The sequence below is a fragment of the Franconibacter helveticus LMG 23732 genome (genome assembly GCF_000463115.2).
In the GTDB taxonomy this organism is placed as follows: Bacteria; Pseudomonadota; Gammaproteobacteria; order Enterobacterales; family Enterobacteriaceae; genus Franconibacter; species Franconibacter helveticus.
Genome location: NZ_AWFX01000051.1, coordinates 135,448 through 150,135 on the forward strand (window position 1 = coordinate 135,448; position 14,688 = coordinate 150,135).

A 14,688-nucleotide genomic window follows, 5' to 3' on the forward strand; every position below is an offset into this window, starting at 1 on the left:
GAAGAGAGTATGCGGGAAAGAGTCTTGCTGGCAGGCGTTTTGCTGAGCGCGATGCCCGCAGCGTATGCGGCGCAAACGCCGGCTAACCAGGATGAAAACCTGCGCGACAGCCAGGGCGAACCGGTGCAGGCAGGGGTTTTCACCAGCCGCTGGGGACGGCTTTTTTCCGGCAACGATAAGCCTTTTTCCGGCGCGTTGAGTTTCAGCTCCGGGCTGAAAGAGCAAAGGATGACCATTCCCAACAGCTCTGAGACGGCGCAGGAAAAAAAGAAGATTAACCAGACGCTTAACCTGAGCCTGCAATATTCGCCTTACAGCTACTGGTTCGCCAATTTAACCACCCGTATGCCGGTGACGGATACCAGCCGCTACACCACCGATTTTCGCTACAGCTTCGGCTATGACGACTGGCACGCCAACACGGTAAGCCTGGTCTACAGCAACTATGGCGAAAACCGTTTCTGGCCCTCCGGCAATAACCGTCGCACTTATTTCGAGCAGGGCGCGGTGACCCTCGCCTATAAATTTTCGCTGCCGAAGCCCGTGGAGAAGCACCTGCTGATTAACGAAGGCGACTCCATTATCTGCCAGGCGGGCTACAGCTGGGTGCCTCGTTACTATGATGTTGAAAGCAACGATCTGAAGAAGAACAAGAATGTCTTTCTTGGCGGCTGCGGCTACACCTTTAAGCAGCACTTTTTTATTCGGGCGACCGCGTTCTGGTACCCCGACAGCAGCCAGCAGCAGCCCTGGAACGGCGATTACAGCTACAGCTTCGGCTATGCGGGCTACACGCCAGGTTCGTTCTCGGTTCAGTATGCAAACTACACGGGAACGCGCTTCCCGGGGCACCGGAACGGCAACGCGAAATTTCGCGAAGGCACGGTCAGCCTTATCTGGTATTTACCGCTTTAAGGAGCCGCGATGTCGCAACATGTGTTGATTGTGGATGATTCGCTGGTCTACCGCCGCCTGCTGTCAAAAATGCTGGCGCAGTGGGGGTATCAGGTGAGCGAGGCGGAAAATGGCGAAGCGGCGTTAAGCATTCTTGCCGACGGCAGCGTCAATATGGTGATCAGCGACTGGGAGATGCCGGTAATGGACGGCCTGACGCTATGCCGCGCCATTCGCGAGCGGCAGTTCGGCCACTATGTCTACGTGATTTTGCTCACCGCCCGGGAAAGCGCCGACGATCTCACCGAAGGGTTTGACGCGGGCGCGGATGATTTCCTCAGCAAGCCGGTGAACCAGAGCGAGTTACGGGCGCGGCTGCATGCGGGCATTCGCATTCTTGACCTTGAGGCGAGCCTGGCGGCGCACAACACGCGGCTAAGCGAAGCGCTAAGCCAGATAGAGCAGGATCTCCAGGCCGCCGCGCGCTTGCAGCACTCGGTACTGCCGTCTCACCGGCTGCGCTATCAGGACTATTTCGCCGACTGGCTGTTTTTGCCTTCCGCCTGGGTTTCGGGCGATATCTTTAACGTCTTTCCGCTCGATAACCACCTGGGGTTTTACTTTGTCGACGTGGCGGGGCATGGCGTGGGCGCGGCGATGATGTCGCTCGCCGTGGCCCGGCAATTTTTGCACGGGCGCGTGGTAGAGCGCTTTCTGTTTGATGACCAGGGCGGCGTGACGTCGCCTGCGGAAGTGGTGCGCATGCTGAACGAACGGTTTTGTAGCGAAGAGCCGGACATTGTCAGCTATTTCACGATGATCTACGGCGTTATCGACCTGAGCAGCGGAGAGGGACGGTTGTGCCAGGCGGGACATCCGACGCCGTTTATCGTCACGGCCGACGGCGAGGTGAAAGAGACCGGCGGCGGCGGCGCGCCGGTCGGCCTGCTGGAGCGGCTAACGTGGGAAGATACCGCCTTTACCCTTCATGAAGGCGAGCGGCTGTGCCTGTTCAGCGACGGCATAACCGAGTGCGAAAACCCGGCGGGCGAGCAGTTCGGCCAGGCGCGAATGCAGCAGTGGCTGCAACAGCACGCCGCCTTGCCTGTGGAAGCGCTGCTGCCGAAGTTTGGCGAACAGCTGGTTGGCTGGCGCAGCGACACGGGCCGCCACAGCGGCGCCATGGCCGATGATGTCTCATTGCTGATTATTGAACGCAGAGGAGTTGCCCCATGAATATCGAGATTGAACGCTACCCCGCGGTTAACGTGATGACGCCTGCCGTCAGGCGGCTCGACGCCTCTGTTTCCGCCGCTTTCCGGGAAGGGATTGCGCAGGAGATCAATGCGGAGCCGAAATCGCTGATTATCGATTTTTCCCGGGTCGACTTTATCGACAGTAGCTGCCTCGGCACGCTGGTTTCCCTGCTTAAAATGATGAACGGCAAAGGGGAGCTGGTGGTTTGCGCGCTCAATCCCGGTATTAAAAATATGTTCTCGCTGACGAGAATGGACCGCATATTTACCATCAGCCCCGACCGCGCGGCCGCGCTGTCCCGTTTTGCTTCCTGACCTATGGACGGCCCCGTTACTTTCCCGGCGGCGTTGACCTCGCTGCCCGCCGTCGCGCAGTGGCTGGCGCGCCAGATGGCCTCTTTAGCGGTGGACGAAGAGTGGCGCTACGCGCTCGATCTCGCCGTGTGCGAAGCGGCGGCGAATATCATTTGTCACGCCCTTAACGAGCACGGCGACTGTGCTTTTACCGCTGCCTTTGAACGTCAGCCCGGCGAAGTGCGCGTGCATTTTACCGACGGCGGCGCGCCGATGCCTGAAGGGGCGATTCAGAAAGCGTGGAATAAAATCGGCAGCGACAGCGAAATGGATCTGGAAAGCGGCAGGGGGGTGATGCTTATTTTGTTAAGCGTCGATGAATTTATTGTCGAGCGGCGCCATGACAAAAACTTCACCACCCTGGTTAAGCGCACCGGCTATTAAAGGGCGTTGGTATTAACTCGCGCCGCGTCGTCTGCACGTCAATGTGGCAGCTCTGCGGCGCGCTAACACGATAAAAAGGCCCGCAAGGGCCTTACGCTTACTGGAAGATAACGCCGCCAAGGCGGGCGATGGCGTCATTGCTTTGCGCGAGCGAAGCTTCGGTCAGGGTGATATAAATGGCGACGACCATCGGCGCGCCTTTCTCCGGCCAGACCATGCTGATAATGGAGCGGGAGCCGTAGCCGCCCGCGCCGGTTTTATCGGCAATTTTCCAGCCCTTCGGCAGGGATTTGCGCAGCAGCGCGTCGGCCACTTTATCTTCCGCCATCCACCGGGTCAGCTGTTGGCGCGACGCTTCAGACAGCACGTCGCCGAGCAGCAACTTCTGCAATGTATGGCTGATGGCGTCGGGCGTGGTGGTATCGCGCTCGTCGCCGGGCCTGGCTTCGTTCAGCTCAGGCTCGAAGCGGTCAAGCCGCGTGATGTTATCGCCGCTGGCGCGCACAAACGCGGTAATCGCCTGCGGCCCGCCCGCTTTCTGGCTGATCAGGTTGGCGGCGGTGTTGTCGCTGTAACTCACCGCCGCGCTGCAAAGCTGCAACCAGTTCATGGACTGCGGGGAAACGTGCTTTTCCGTGACCGGCGAATAATCCACCAGTTGGGATTTATCAAACAGCACGCTGTCGGTCAGCCTGATTTTCTTCTCCTGCGCCTGTTTTAGCAGCGCGCCGCACAGCAGCGGCTTATGCGTGCTGTTCAGGGGGAAGCGCTCATCGCCGCGGTAGCTCAGGGTTTTACCGGTGACGGTATCCAGCACCGTGACGCCGATGCGGGCGTTAAGCGTTTTCTCTTCCTGCTGCGCGGCGGCGGTTAACGCCGCCAGGTCAACGGCATGGCTCAGGGGAGCGCTGGCGGTTAACACCGCGGCGATCAGCGCCCTTACTCCGCCTTTTGTAAGCATTATCAATCCTTTCGAGGGGCTTAGGGGGAAGGGCGAGTATAGCCGCAGCCAGCGGAGTATCGCTACCGCGCGGCGGCGTCAGGCTTCAATCAATGCGGCTGTTATTTTTGCCTCCGGCATCATTTGCAGCAGCCCGTCGCGCAGCGCGTCGCCTGCTTCATGCAGCGCGTGCAGCGGCATGGCGGGCAGGCTTTCCAGGATAAACCACATCTGCTGCGCGTCTGCGCCGAGGCGGGTGCGCACCCCCTGACGCCAGTTCCAGCGCCGGCAGGTCACCCCTTCGTCATCACGCCAGATAACCTCGCCCGGCTCCGGCGATTCAAGCGCCGGTTCGCCGGCTTTCATCGTGTCGAAGCGCTCGCTGCCATCGGCGAAGGTCAGGCGCGGCTGCCCGACGTAGGCTGCGAAATTTTCTCCGCCGACCGGAATGGCGTAGCGAAGGCTTATGGCGTTATACAAATCCACCACCGGGTCGATGGCGGGCAGCGATCCCTCTTTCAGCACGCGCTTGCGCAGGGCTTCGGCGGAGCAGGGGGTACGGTTAGGCCTGGCGCCGAACTGGCGGAACACGTGGGACCAGGCGTCAAGATGCGCGTGCGCCCACGCGGCGTCGTTAGCCAGCAGCTCCCGGCAGGCGCGAGCAAGCGCGGCTTCACCCGCCTGCGGGTTAACCAGGGGCGCGGCTTCAACAATAAGGCTTATCGCACGAAAGCCAGGGGCGATGTCGGCAATGCGGGGATCGATTGACGGGGTGACGGTGACCATTTGATAATCCTGTAATGACTAATTTATTTCATGGTAGTGACCAGTGACCAATAAAGTCAATATACTGACTGAAACGGGCGCCGACGTGCAATCGGTCAGCGAGGCGGTGGCCCTGCGCATTAAAGCCTGGCGCAAAGCGCAAAAACTGACCCTGGATGCGCTTTCAAACCGTGCTGGCGTCAGCAAAGGGATGCTGGTGGAGCTGGAAAAAGGCATGGCCAACCCGAGCATTGCCATTCTCTGCAAAGTGGCGGCGGCAATGGGCGTTTCCGTGGCCGAGATGGTGGATGTGGCGAGCAAGCCGAACGTGCATGTTATCGACGAAGCGAATATCCCGGTGCTGTGGCAGGGCGAGAAGGGCGGTTCGGCGCGGCTGCTGGCAGGCAGCCGCGGGCCGGATATGGTGGAGCTCTGGCGCTGGCTTTTGCAGCCCGGCGAGCGGTTTGCTTCGCCCGGCCATCCGCAGGGCACGTTTGAGCTTTTTCACGTTGAGCAGGGAACCCTGACGCTGGTTGTCGACGGAACCCGCACAACGCTTGCGCAGGGGAGCGCGGCGGTGGCGCGAACGGACGCGCCTCATGAATATGCCAATGAAAGCAGCGAGCCGCTGAGCTTCACCATGACGGTGGCCGAGCTGCAACGTTAAGCCATACGCTCTTCATCTGGCTAAATGGGAGCCCGGTAACGGCGGAGTGTCATAAAAACGTCATACTCACAGGTGACTTTACTTATAAAGAAAAAGGAGCCTGCATGACCCGTTTACCACTCGCTTTGCTTGCCAGCGCTTTAACCATCAGTGGCCTGGCGCAGGCGCAGGATGCGCCACAAGGGTATCAGCTTAAACAAGTTTTGATGATGAGCCGCCATAACCTGCGCGCGCCGCTTGCCAATAACGGCAGCGTGCTGGAGCAATCCACCACCCGGCAATGGCCGCAATGGGATGTGCCGGGCGGCGAGCTCACCACCAAAGGCGGTGTGCTGGAAGTCTACATGGGCCACTATATGCGCGAATGGCTGGTGCAGCAGGGGCTGATTAAAGAGAACGAGTGCCCGCTGCCTGCAAGTGTCTACGTTTACGCCAACAGCCTTCAGCGCACCGTCGCCACCGCGCAGTTCTTCACTAACGGCGCTTTCCCGGGGTGCGACATCACCGTTCACCATCAGGCGGCGATGGGCAAGATGGACCCCACCTTCAACCCGGTTATCACCGATAAAAACAGCGCCTTCAGCCAGCAGGCGGTGCAGGCGATGGAAAAACAACGCGCAAACTATGCGCTGGACGAAAGCTATAAGCTTCTGGAGAGCGTCACCGGTTACAAAGATTCCGCCGCCTGTAAAGAGAAGCAGCAGTGCGACCTGGCTACGGGCAAAGACACCTTCAAAGCCAACGCGGGCGAAGAGCCGGGCGTTTCCGGGCCGCTGAAGGTGGGCAATTCGCTGGCGGACGCCTTTACGCTTCAGTACTACGAAGGCTTCCCGCTTGATCAGGTCGCCTGGGGCGAAATTAAAACGCCGGCGCAGTGGCAGCAGCTTTCCGCGCTGAAAAACGGTTATCAGGACACCTTGTTTACTTCGCCGGAAGTGGCGCGCAACGTGGCGGCGCCGCTGGTGAAGTACATCAACAGCGCGCTGGTGGAGAACAAAACGCGCGCGCCAGTGATGGTGCTGGTGGGGCATGATTCCAACATCGCCTCGCTGCTGACGGCGCTCGATTTCAAACCTTATAAGCTGCACGACCAGTACGAGCGCACGCCGATTGGCGGCAAGATTGTGTTCCAGCGCTGGCATGACGAAAAGGCCAACAAAAACCTGATGAAGGTGGAATATGTCTACCAGAGCACGGAACAGCTGCGTAACGCCGCGCCGCTTTCGCTGGCAAGCCCGCCTCAGCGCGTGACGCTGGAGCTGAACGGCTGCCCGACCGATGCGAATGGCTTCTGCCCCTGGGAGAAGTTTGAAGCGGTGATGAAGCAGGCGCAGCGGTAACCCCGGAGCGCGGGTCCCTCCCGCGCTTATTCTTTATCCTTACAATCCGGCTTTGCATCAAACTGTCCAAATAAGGATACTTCCTGTTCAGGGCTTCTCTTAAAGGGCAGGGCGTTGCGTATGAATGCTGGCGGTAAACGGGGCGACAGCCGCGACTGGATCCAACTGGAGCGCGACGGCGAAACCGGTATTGAGAGCGTGCATGCGCATTTTTGCGGCCATGCCTATGACCCGCACGATCACGACGAAATCCTGGTGGGCGTGACGCAGCAAGGGTTGCAGCGCTTTAACTGCAACCGCTCGCTGCACACCAGCACGCCAGGCAGGGCGATACTGATTGAGCCTGGCGCGGTGCATGACGGCCACGCCACGCAAGCCGAGGGCTTTACCTACCTGATGCTTTATCTGCCGCAGGCGTGGGTCGCCGACAAGCTTGCGCAGCGCGGGCTGGGCGATGTTTCCACCCTTCAGGCAGCCTTCAGGAATACCCTTACCGACGACCGCTTTCTTACTAACGCGATAGTGCAGGCCTTTTCAGCCATTCATCACGGCGAAGGGCGGCTTGCCCGCGACCAGAGCCTGGATCATCTGCTGTCGCAGCTTTCACAGCATCTCTGCGCCCGGCCCGCGTCGCTTTACCGCGATTCTTCAAGCCAGATGCTGCGGGTGCGCGATTACCTGCATGACGGCATGGCGCTGGATATCGGCCTGGACGAGCTTTCCCGCTATGCGGGCGTTGACCGCTTTCGTCTGACGCGGGAATTTAAAAAAGCGTTTGGCTTATCGCCTCACACCTACCTGGTGCGTTTACGGCTTCGCACGGCGCGCACGCTGCTGGCGCAGGGATTTAAGCCCGCGCTGGTGGCCTCGCAGGTGGGGTTTGCCGACCAGAGCCACCTGGGGCGCTGGTTTCAGCGCGCCTACCGGCTGACGCCAGCGGCCTATCAGCGCCAGTGCGCGACGGTGCATTCTGCACAAACGTTCTAGATCCCACGCGGTGGGAATGGGGATGATGGGCCTTTGCAGTCCACTCATCCGGAGAATCTGATGTTTGATACCAAAGTAGCGATTATTGTCCGCGACGACCTGGCGGTCTGGCAGCGCCTGAACGTGGTGGCGTTTCTGGCGACCGGCGTGGCGTCCGCTGCGCCCGACGCGATGGGCGAACCGTATGTTGACGCCAAAGGCCGCCAGTACGGCAACATGCTGGGCCAGCCCGTGCTGGTATTTGAAGGCGACCTTGCGGGCCTGCAAAAGGCGCACCGGACAGGGCTTGAGCGTGAACTGACGCTGGTGCCTTATGTCTTCGCTATGTTCTCAACCGGCCACGACGCGGCTAACCGCGAAGTCTTTATGGCGGAAGATGCGGAAAACCTGAACCTGGTCGGGCTGGCGCTGCGCGGGCCGAAAAAAGCGGTGGATAAAGCCGTTAAAGGTTTGTCGCTGCACCGGTAATCTTCTCTGTGCCCGGCAACCTCCCGCCGGGCGTTCAGGCTTGCTGTCGCCTGCCTGGCGAATGCCGCTCTGCCGCCTGTTTGTAAACGTTTCCATTTCGCTGCACACATCCTGTCTCATGCATTTACATCATTAAACCAAATGAGTATATTTCTCATTCTTATTTTCATGCGCATGCTTTGCATAAAAACACAACACACGGGTCCATCGCCGCTGCGATGCGTCGCTCTTGCTAAAATTAAAAAAGGTTAATGATGTCTTTCACAATTCACTCCAGGAAGGTGCAGGCTCGGCCTGCTGCTGCGCCCTCGTTACTGGCCGCCAGCATCGCTTTCGCCCTGTTGCCTGCCGCCGTTCAGGCCGCTGAAACTAAAACCGAAGACACCGTCGTGGTGGAAAGCAGCGCCCCGGATTTTGCCGCCGACGGCGCAGCCGATTACAGCGTGAAAACCACCACCACCGGCACTAAGCTGCTGCTGGTGCCGCGCGATATTCCGCAGTCCGTCAGCGTTATCAGCCAGCAGCGCATCAAGGACCAGGATCTGGATTCGGTGGGAGAGGTGCTGAGCAATACGACCGGCATCACCACCAACACCATCGACAGCAACCGCACCACCTTTTACGCGCGCGGCTTCTTTATTAATAACTATGCATATGAAGATTTGCCGACCACGGTCAGCGACCGCTGGAACTTCGGCGACACCGCGCTGGATTCCGCTATTTACGATCGCGTGGAAGTGGTGCGCGGCGCGGCGGGCCTGATGAGCGGCACCGGCAACCCTTCTGCTTACATTAACCTGGTGCGCAAACACGCCGACAGCCGCGAGTTCAAAGGCTCGGCTTCCGCCACTTACGGCAGCTGGGATAAGCAGCGTTACGTGCTGGACTTGCAGTCGCCGCTGACCGAATCCGGCAATGTGCGCGGGCGCGTTATTGCGGGTTATCAGGACAACGACACCTGGCTTGACCGTAACCATTACCGCAAAAAGTTCCTCTACGGCATTGTCGATGCCGATCTGACCGACACCACCACGCTTTCGCTCGGTTATGACTATCAGGAAAGCAGCGAAGACAGCCCGACCTGGGGCGGCTGGCCGACCTGGTACAGCGACGGCAGCCGCACGCATTATGACCGCGAGTTCAACCCGGCGGCGGACTGGGCCTACTCTGACAATGACTCCCGCAAGGTGTTCGCCAACCTGGTTCAGCGCTTCGGCGACGGCTGGGAAGCGCGCGTTAACGCCATGCACACCGAAACCAAATTCGACAGCAAGCTGATGTACTGGGACGGTTACCCGGAGCGCGGCACCGGCTATATGGATCCGGCGGCTTACCAGGGCGCATGGGGCGGCTGGAACCGCGGCAACCGTAAGCAGGACGCGGTAGATGCCTTTGTACGCGGCGGTTTCGAGCTGTTCGAGCGTCAGCATGAAATTATGTTCGGCGGCAGCTACAGCCGTCAGCGCAATGTGTATGACAACTCCTACCCGAGCGCGGGCATCATCCCCATCGGCAATGCTTATAACGACGGCAGCCAACTGGCGGACCCGGCGTGGACCGACTGGGCGCTTTACAGCCGCGATACCATCCGCCAGAAATCGCTTTACGCCTCCGCGCGTTTCTCGCTGGCGGACCCGCTGCACCTGATCGTCGGCGCGCGTTATACCGACTGGAGCGCGCAGTACAACCTTGAGCGCAAGCCGGATGAGATCCGCAACAGCCAGTTTGACGACGTTACGCCGTACGCGGGCCTGGTTTATGACATCAACGATACCTGGTCGGCCTACGCCAGCTACACCTCTATCTTCCAGCCGACGGAACAGCGCGACATGAACAGCGAGTTTCTCGACCCGACCAAAGGCCGCAGCTACGAAGCGGGCGTGAAGGCGGACTGGAACAACACGGCGCTGACCACCACGCTTGCGGTGTTCCGCACCGAGCAGAAAGGCGTGCCTGTCGGCACGGGCGAGTACATCCCCAACAGCGGCGGCCAGGAAGCGTATGAATCCGTGGATGCGGTCAGCCGCGGCGTGGAGTTCGAGCTGAACGGCGCGCTCACCGACAACTGGCAGCTCACCTTTGGCGCCACCCGCTACGTGGCGGAAGAGAACAACGGCACGGCGGTCAACCCGGACCAGCCGCGCACCACGCTTAAGCTCTTCACCCGTTATCAACTGCCGATGCTGCCGGAGCTGGCGGTGGGCGGCGGTGTTAACTGGCAGAATAAAACCTGGCGTGACGTCGCCGGTCCGAACGGCGACCAGCGTATCACCCAGGGCAGCTACGCGGTGGTCGATCTCTTCAGCCGTTACCAGGTCACCAAAAACTTTGCTGTGCAGGCAAACCTGAATAACCTGTTCGACAAAGAGTATTACAACTACCTGGGCACCTATGGCGTATACGGCGCGCCGCGTAACTTCTCTGTCAGCGGCACTTATAGCTTCTGATGTAGCGGGTTAAAACAAAAAAGGAGGCTGCGGCCTCCTTTTTTTGTATTACAGGAAGCGCTAACCCACGGAATTTTAAGAAAAGAGCACAGGTGAACAGGGCGGTTTTGAGTAAGGTTCGGCAAACCGGAAGCGTATGATAGCGGCGGCGCTTGAGGATTTTTGCTTCAGGCGGTCGGCAGAAATGCGGAGTGTGTTGAGGCAGAAAGAAGAAAGCCCCGAAGGTCAATTTACATTAACCAACGAGGCCCACTCTGAATGCTCGACCCATCCAGAGTAGCCTCTTACCTGCCGTGAGGCAAGGAGAAGATGGCGATGAAAATGCCGCATAACCCCCGGATCTGGCGCGTATTAATGGTGTGCGTAACGCTGTTACTGCTCGTTTTCCTGCTGCGAAACCCGCTCTGCGGTGTGCGCTATAAGGATGAGCTACGGGAGGTTGTTGCGCTTATGGCTTACGAATCCGGTAAGTAGCAACCTGGGGCGGGGGCAACCCCGCCTTTTCAGGGCGGATGAGGTCAGGCATACCGCGAGCGCCTTTTAAAAGGGTTGCCAGTTTCGGCTGGCGGCCCTTTTTTTTGGTTTAACGGTGCAGGTTTCGTCAGTGGGGGAAAGTGGTACGGGGAATGATGTGAAGGGTTCAGGCAAAGCATAAATAGCACGTTATTTTTTGAATACAGCGTTGAAGGAATTGCAAAACGCCGTGCTTTGTACTGACCGAACGCGGTTATGAAGATTGCACCGGGCAGCTTGTTCGTCCTGCACATTAAAATAAAAAAGCTTTAAACCAGTTCCTCTGGAGGTGGTTTTTTCTGTTCGTTGCAGGAAGCGCTAACGCAAGGAATTTTAAGAAAAAAGCACAGGTGAACAGGGCGGTTTTGAGTAAGGTTCGGCAAGCCGGAAGCGTATGATAGCGGCGGCGCTTGAGGCTTTTTGCTTCAGGCGGTCGGCAGAAATGCGGAGTGTGTTGAGGCAGAAAGAAGAAAGCCCCGAAGGTCAATTTATATTAACCAACGAGGCCTACTCTGCATGCTCGACCCATCCAGAGTAGCCTCTTACCTGCCGTGAGGCAAGGAGAAGATGGCGATGAAAATGCCGCATAACCCCCGGATCTGGCGCGTATTAATGGTGTGCGTAACGCTGTTACTGCTCGTTTTCCTGCTGCGAAACCCGCTCTGCGGTGTGCGCTATAAGGATGAGCTACGGGAGGTTGTTGCGCTTATGGCTTACGAATCCGGTAAGTAGCAACCTGGGGCGGGGGCAACCCCGCCTTTTCAGGGCGGATGAGGTCAGGCATACCGCGAGCGCCTTTTAAAAGGGCTGCCAGTTTCGGCTGGCGGCCCTTTTTATTTGTCGTTTATTACACCATCGACAATCAGCTGCGGCTTGCCTTGCGAGCAGGGCTCGACGCGCCCGCGCACGCCATAAACCCGCGCCAGGTTTTCCGGCGTGACCACGGCCTGCGGCTCGCCGCTGGCGATAAGCTCCCCTGCTTTTAGCATCAGCATCTGCTCGCCGTGGCGCAGCGCGATGTTAAGATCGTGAACCACCACTACTGTCACCATATTGCGTCGCCGCGTCTCCCGCGCCACCACCGCCATGACCTGGAACTGGTGGTTGAGATCCAGCGCGCTGAGCGGCTCATCGAGCAGCAGCAGGGCGGGCTGGCGGATCAGCGACTGGGCAAGCCCGACAAGCTGTTTTTGCCCGCCGGAGGAGAGTTGGTCAAGATAATGCAGCGCCAGGTGCGCGATGCCGAGCTGTTGCAGCAGCGCCAGCGCCTGCGCTTCTTCTTCACGATCGCTGCGTCCTCCCGACGCGCGACGAGCCGCCAGCACGGATTCCAGCACATGCAGATGCACCCCCTGCGGCAGCGATTGCGGCAGCAGCACCACTTTTTCTGCACGCTTTGCGAAGGGCAAAGCCAGCAGCGGCTGGCCATCCAGCAGCACCTCGCCGCTTGCCTGATTCAGCCCGGCAAGGCCGCGCAGCAGCGTGGACTTGCCGCAGCCGTTCGGCCCGGTGAGCATCGTTATTCGTCCGCGCGGCAGGGGCGGCGCGGTAAAGCGCGTAATCACCCGATGCTTTCCATAACCCGCGCTCAGGTTGGTTATTTTCAGGCCGTCCGTCACAGGTTCCCCCTGTGGCGCAAAATAATGCTCAGGAAAAAGGGTACGCCCACCAGCGATGTCACAATGCCAGGCGGAACGATAACGCCGGGTAGAATGTTTTTTGACGCCACCGACGCCAGCGACAGGATCAACCCGCCCAGCAGCACGCTGCCCGGCAGGTAAAAGCGGTGATCTTCGCCAAATAGCATGCGGGCGATATGCGGCGCCACGAGGCCGATAAACCCGATGGGGCCGACAAAGGCCACCGACAGCGCCGACAGCAGGCTGATGCGCAGCAGCGAGGCGAGGCGCAGGCGGCGCACGTCGATGCCGAAGCTGGCGGCGCGCTCTTCGCCCAGGCGCAGCGCGGTCAACTGCCAGCTGCTGCGCAGCGAAAGCGGCAACACTGCCGCAAACGCCAGCGCCAGTATGCCGAGCGTCGGCCAGGAGGCGCGGGCCAGGCTGCCCATGGTCCAGAACACCAGCCCCTGCAACGTCTCCTCCGTGGCGACAAACTGCATCATCGACACCAGCGAATTAAAGGTGAAAACCAGCGCAATGCCGAACAGCACTACGCCGGACTGGCCCATCCGCGTCCAGCGCGTCACGCCGTCCAGCAACAGGGCGGAGAGCAGGGCGAAAACAAACGCGTTGGTGGAGATAAACCAGGCATCGTCAACGCCGGGAATGCCAACGTTAAGCACGATGGCGAGCGCCGCGCCAAACGCCGCGGCGGAAGAGACGCCAAGGGTAAACGGGCTGGCGAGCGGGTTGTTGAGGATGGTCTGCATCTCCGCGCCCGCTAACCCGAGCGACATGCCCACCAGTAGCGCCATCAGCGCGTAAGGCAGGCGGATTTCACGCACGATAACCCGCACGCCGGGGCTGACCAGGTTTGGCTCGGTCAGCGCCAGCCAGAACTGATGAAGCGTCATGCCGGAGGGGCCAAGCGTCACGTCGCCCAGCAGCGCGACAAGGATAGCCAGCAGGATAACCGCCGCCAGCAGCAGTCGACGGCGCAGCAGCTGGCGGTAGCGGCGCGTAATGGCCTGTTCAGTAGCGTCAACAACGGTCATCGGTTATTCCGGCGGGTTAAGGATGGCGGCAATTTGCGCATCGCTAAGCTTAAGGTTGAAGAAATCGCGGTAGAAATTCCGCGTCTCCTGCGCCATGTCGATATCGGCGAAACGTGCCGGGTAAACCGTTTTGGCGAGCCACAGGAACTGCAACGCCTCTTCGCTGGTTTCCCGGCACCACCAGAACATGCCCTGGGGGTTAACGTAAACGCGATGGTGCGCCACGGCGCTGACGCCCGCCCACTGGGGCGATGTGCGAATGACATCGGCGTCACGCTTGTTCATCGCCACGATAACCGCCGGGTCCGCCGTCACGATGCGTTCAGGCGATACCTCGCCCGCGCTGTTTTTCTTCACGCCAAACCAGCGTTCCGCCACGTTTTTCGCGCCAGCGAGATCCATCCAGTCCTGGTTGAGCGACGGGCGGCCAGTGGTGGTGAGCGGGTTGCCCATGCTGTGATAGACCGTCACCCGCTCGCTTTCCGGCAGGTCTTTCAGCCGCTCGCGCACCAGCGCCACGTTACGGTCAAAATAGCGCTGATAGCGCTGCGCTTTTTCCCGGGCGTCCGGCCCCAGCGCGGCGGCGGTTTGCTGCACGCGGGCCGTCAGCGCCTGCATAGAATTGGCGTCATACGCCAGCACGCGCACGCCCGCCTGTTCCAGCATCTCTGTCTGCGGCACGCGCATGTTTTTCGCCACAAACAGCAGTTGCGTGTTGAGCGCGATAATCTGCTCGGGATTGACCTCGTGGCTGCTGGTCATGCTGACCGCCGGCACGTCGGCAATGTGCGGCAGGCTCTGGCGAAACAGCGGGATCCGCTGCGCGACTTTCGAGGTGCCCACGATGTTATCGCCATAGCCCAGCATGGCGATAATGGTGTTTTGCGCGGGCCAGGGCGAGGCGATGCGCCACTCCTTGTGGGGCGGCGCGGGCTGCGCGCCAGCGGTGCTGGCGATAAGCGCCAGCGCTGCAAGAAGCCGGGTGAGTTTCATTTGCGG

The 14,688-nt window shown here is 59.9% G+C and carries 16 protein-coding genes; 11 read left to right on the forward strand and 5 right to left on the reverse strand.

From position 1 onward, the window contains the following. The first annotated feature begins 9 nt into the window (after positions 1-9). Genes DW56_RS17875 through DW56_RS17890 form a run of 4 tightly spaced genes read left to right on the forward strand, consistent with a single transcriptional unit; the run spans position 10 to position 2,888 of the window. Positions 10-915, forward strand: a complete 906-nt coding sequence (locus DW56_RS17875) for a hypothetical protein (RefSeq protein ID WP_024553171.1) — start codon at positions 10-12, stop codon at positions 913-915. A 9-nt stretch (positions 916-924) separates the two neighbouring features. Further along, positions 925-2,130 (forward strand): PP2C family protein-serine/threonine phosphatase, encoded by a 1,206-nt coding sequence (locus tag DW56_RS17880; protein WP_024553172.1) that lies wholly within the window; start codon positions 925-927, stop codon positions 2,128-2,130. After that, positions 2,127-2,465 carry an STAS domain-containing protein gene (locus tag DW56_RS17885; protein ID WP_024553173.1) on the forward strand — a complete coding sequence of 113 codons (339 nt, stop codon included), beginning with the start codon at positions 2,127-2,129 and terminating at the stop codon, positions 2,463-2,465. Before DW56_RS17880 ends, DW56_RS17885 begins: the two co-directional genes overlap by 4 nt. Before the next feature lie 3 nt (positions 2,466-2,468). Next, on the forward strand, positions 2,469-2,888 hold the full coding sequence (locus tag DW56_RS17890; RefSeq protein WP_024553174.1) for an ATP-binding protein: 420 nt from the start codon (positions 2,469-2,471) through the stop codon (positions 2,886-2,888). Positions 2,889-2,985: 97 nt separating this feature from the next. On the opposite strand, the gene bla is transcribed toward DW56_RS17890, so the two are convergent. Together bla and DW56_RS17900 are read right to left on the reverse strand one after the other, a co-directional pair. Then, a complete protein-coding gene (gene bla / locus DW56_RS17895) occupies positions 2,986-3,849 on the reverse strand; it encodes a class A beta-lactamase (RefSeq protein WP_024553175.1) in 864 nt (287 codons plus the stop codon). A gap of 78 nt (positions 3,850-3,927) precedes the next feature. Continuing rightward, positions 3,928-4,614, reverse strand: coding sequence for a B3/B4 domain-containing protein (locus tag DW56_RS17900; protein ID WP_024562197.1), 687 nt, complete (start codon positions 4,612-4,614; stop codon positions 3,928-3,930). A 43-nt stretch (positions 4,615-4,657) separates the two neighbouring features. On the opposite strand from DW56_RS17900, the gene DW56_RS17905 reads away from it, so the two are divergent. The 7 genes from DW56_RS17905 (at position 4,658) to DW56_RS17935 (ending at position 11,747) form a co-directional block, all read left to right on the forward strand. Further along, a complete protein-coding gene (locus DW56_RS17905) occupies positions 4,658-5,260 on the forward strand; it encodes a helix-turn-helix domain-containing protein (protein WP_024555118.1) in 603 nt (200 codons plus the stop codon). 104 nt (positions 5,261-5,364) lie between these two features. After that, entirely contained in the window at positions 5,365-6,600 is a 1,236-nt protein-coding gene (agp, locus tag DW56_RS17910) for a bifunctional glucose-1-phosphatase/inositol phosphatase (protein ID WP_024555117.1), read from the forward strand. 120 nt (positions 6,601-6,720) lie between these two features. After that, a complete protein-coding gene (locus DW56_RS17915) occupies positions 6,721-7,587 on the forward strand; it encodes an AraC family transcriptional regulator (protein WP_024555116.1) in 867 nt (288 codons plus the stop codon). A 60-nt stretch (positions 7,588-7,647) separates the two neighbouring features. Then, complete coding sequence (locus DW56_RS17920) at positions 7,648-8,055, forward strand: DUF2000 domain-containing protein (RefSeq protein WP_024555115.1); 408 nt, start codon at positions 7,648-7,650, stop codon at positions 8,053-8,055. Between the two features lie 254 nt (positions 8,056-8,309). Continuing rightward, on the forward strand, positions 8,310-10,502 hold the full coding sequence (fhuE, locus tag DW56_RS17925) for a ferric-rhodotorulic acid/ferric-coprogen receptor FhuE (RefSeq protein ID WP_024555114.1): 2,193 nt from the start codon (positions 8,310-8,312) through the stop codon (positions 10,500-10,502). A 309-nt stretch (positions 10,503-10,811) separates the two neighbouring features. Next, the gene (locus DW56_RS17930; RefSeq protein ID WP_075207060.1) at positions 10,812-10,976 is read left to right on the forward strand and encodes a type I toxin-antitoxin system Hok family toxin; all 165 of its coding nucleotides are present in this window, start codon (positions 10,812-10,814) and stop codon (positions 10,974-10,976) included. Positions 10,977-11,582: 606 nt separating this feature from the next. Further along, positions 11,583-11,747 (forward strand): type I toxin-antitoxin system Hok family toxin, encoded by a 165-nt coding sequence (locus DW56_RS17935; RefSeq protein ID WP_075207060.1) that lies wholly within the window; start codon positions 11,583-11,585, stop codon positions 11,745-11,747. A gap of 101 nt (positions 11,748-11,848) precedes the next feature. On the opposite strand, the gene DW56_RS17940 is transcribed toward DW56_RS17935, so the two are convergent. Genes DW56_RS17940 through DW56_RS17950 form a run of 3 tightly spaced genes read right to left on the reverse strand, consistent with a single transcriptional unit; the run spans position 11,849 to position 14,682 of the window. Continuing rightward, entirely contained in the window at positions 11,849-12,634 is a 786-nt protein-coding gene (locus DW56_RS17940) for an ABC transporter ATP-binding protein (protein WP_024562330.1), read from the reverse strand. After that, positions 12,631-13,689 (reverse strand): FecCD family ABC transporter permease, encoded by a 1,059-nt coding sequence (locus DW56_RS17945; protein ID WP_024562331.1) that lies wholly within the window; start codon positions 13,687-13,689, stop codon positions 12,631-12,633. The genes DW56_RS17940 and DW56_RS17945 overlap by 4 nt, the downstream gene beginning before the upstream one ends. Positions 13,690-13,692: 3 nt before the next feature. Beyond that, on the reverse strand, positions 13,693-14,682 hold the full coding sequence (locus DW56_RS17950) for an ABC transporter substrate-binding protein (protein WP_024553685.1): 990 nt from the start codon (positions 14,680-14,682) through the stop codon (positions 13,693-13,695). Positions 14,683-14,688 lie beyond the last annotated feature (6 nt).

Bases quoted from the DNA above. Each gene is read 5' to 3' on its own strand.
- DW56_RS17920 (WP_024555115.1), top strand. From the start codon at position 7,648: ATGTTTGATACCAAAGTAGCGATTATTGTCCGCGACGACCTGGCGGTC.
- DW56_RS17875 (WP_024553171.1), top strand. From the start codon at position 10: ATGCGGGAAAGAGTCTTGCTGGCAGGCGTTTTGCTGAGCGCGATGCCC.
- DW56_RS17885 (WP_024553173.1), top strand. From the start codon at position 2,127: ATGAATATCGAGATTGAACGCTACCCCGCGGTTAACGTGATGACGCCT.
- DW56_RS17935 (WP_075207060.1), top strand. From the start codon at position 11,583: ATGGCGATGAAAATGCCGCATAACCCCCGGATCTGGCGCGTATTAATG.
- fhuE (WP_024555114.1), top strand. From the start codon at position 8,310: ATGTCTTTCACAATTCACTCCAGGAAGGTGCAGGCTCGGCCTGCTGCT.
- DW56_RS17915 (WP_024555116.1), top strand. From the start codon at position 6,721: ATGAATGCTGGCGGTAAACGGGGCGACAGCCGCGACTGGATCCAACTG.
- bla (WP_024553175.1), bottom strand. From the start codon at position 3,849: ATGCTTACAAAAGGCGGAGTAAGGGCGCTGATCGCCGCGGTGTTAACC.
- agp (WP_024555117.1), top strand. From the start codon at position 5,365: ATGACCCGTTTACCACTCGCTTTGCTTGCCAGCGCTTTAACCATCAGT.
- DW56_RS17930 (WP_075207060.1), top strand. From the start codon at position 10,812: ATGGCGATGAAAATGCCGCATAACCCCCGGATCTGGCGCGTATTAATG.
- DW56_RS17900 (WP_024562197.1), bottom strand. From the start codon at position 4,614: ATGGTCACCGTCACCCCGTCAATCGATCCCCGCATTGCCGACATCGCC.
- DW56_RS17950 (WP_024553685.1), bottom strand. From the start codon at position 14,682: ATGAAACTCACCCGGCTTCTTGCAGCGCTGGCGCTTATCGCCAGCACC.
- DW56_RS17890 (WP_024553174.1), top strand. From the start codon at position 2,469: ATGGACGGCCCCGTTACTTTCCCGGCGGCGTTGACCTCGCTGCCCGCC.
- DW56_RS17880 (WP_024553172.1), top strand. From the start codon at position 925: ATGTCGCAACATGTGTTGATTGTGGATGATTCGCTGGTCTACCGCCGC.
- DW56_RS17945 (WP_024562331.1), bottom strand. From the start codon at position 13,689: ATGACCGTTGTTGACGCTACTGAACAGGCCATTACGCGCCGCTACCGC.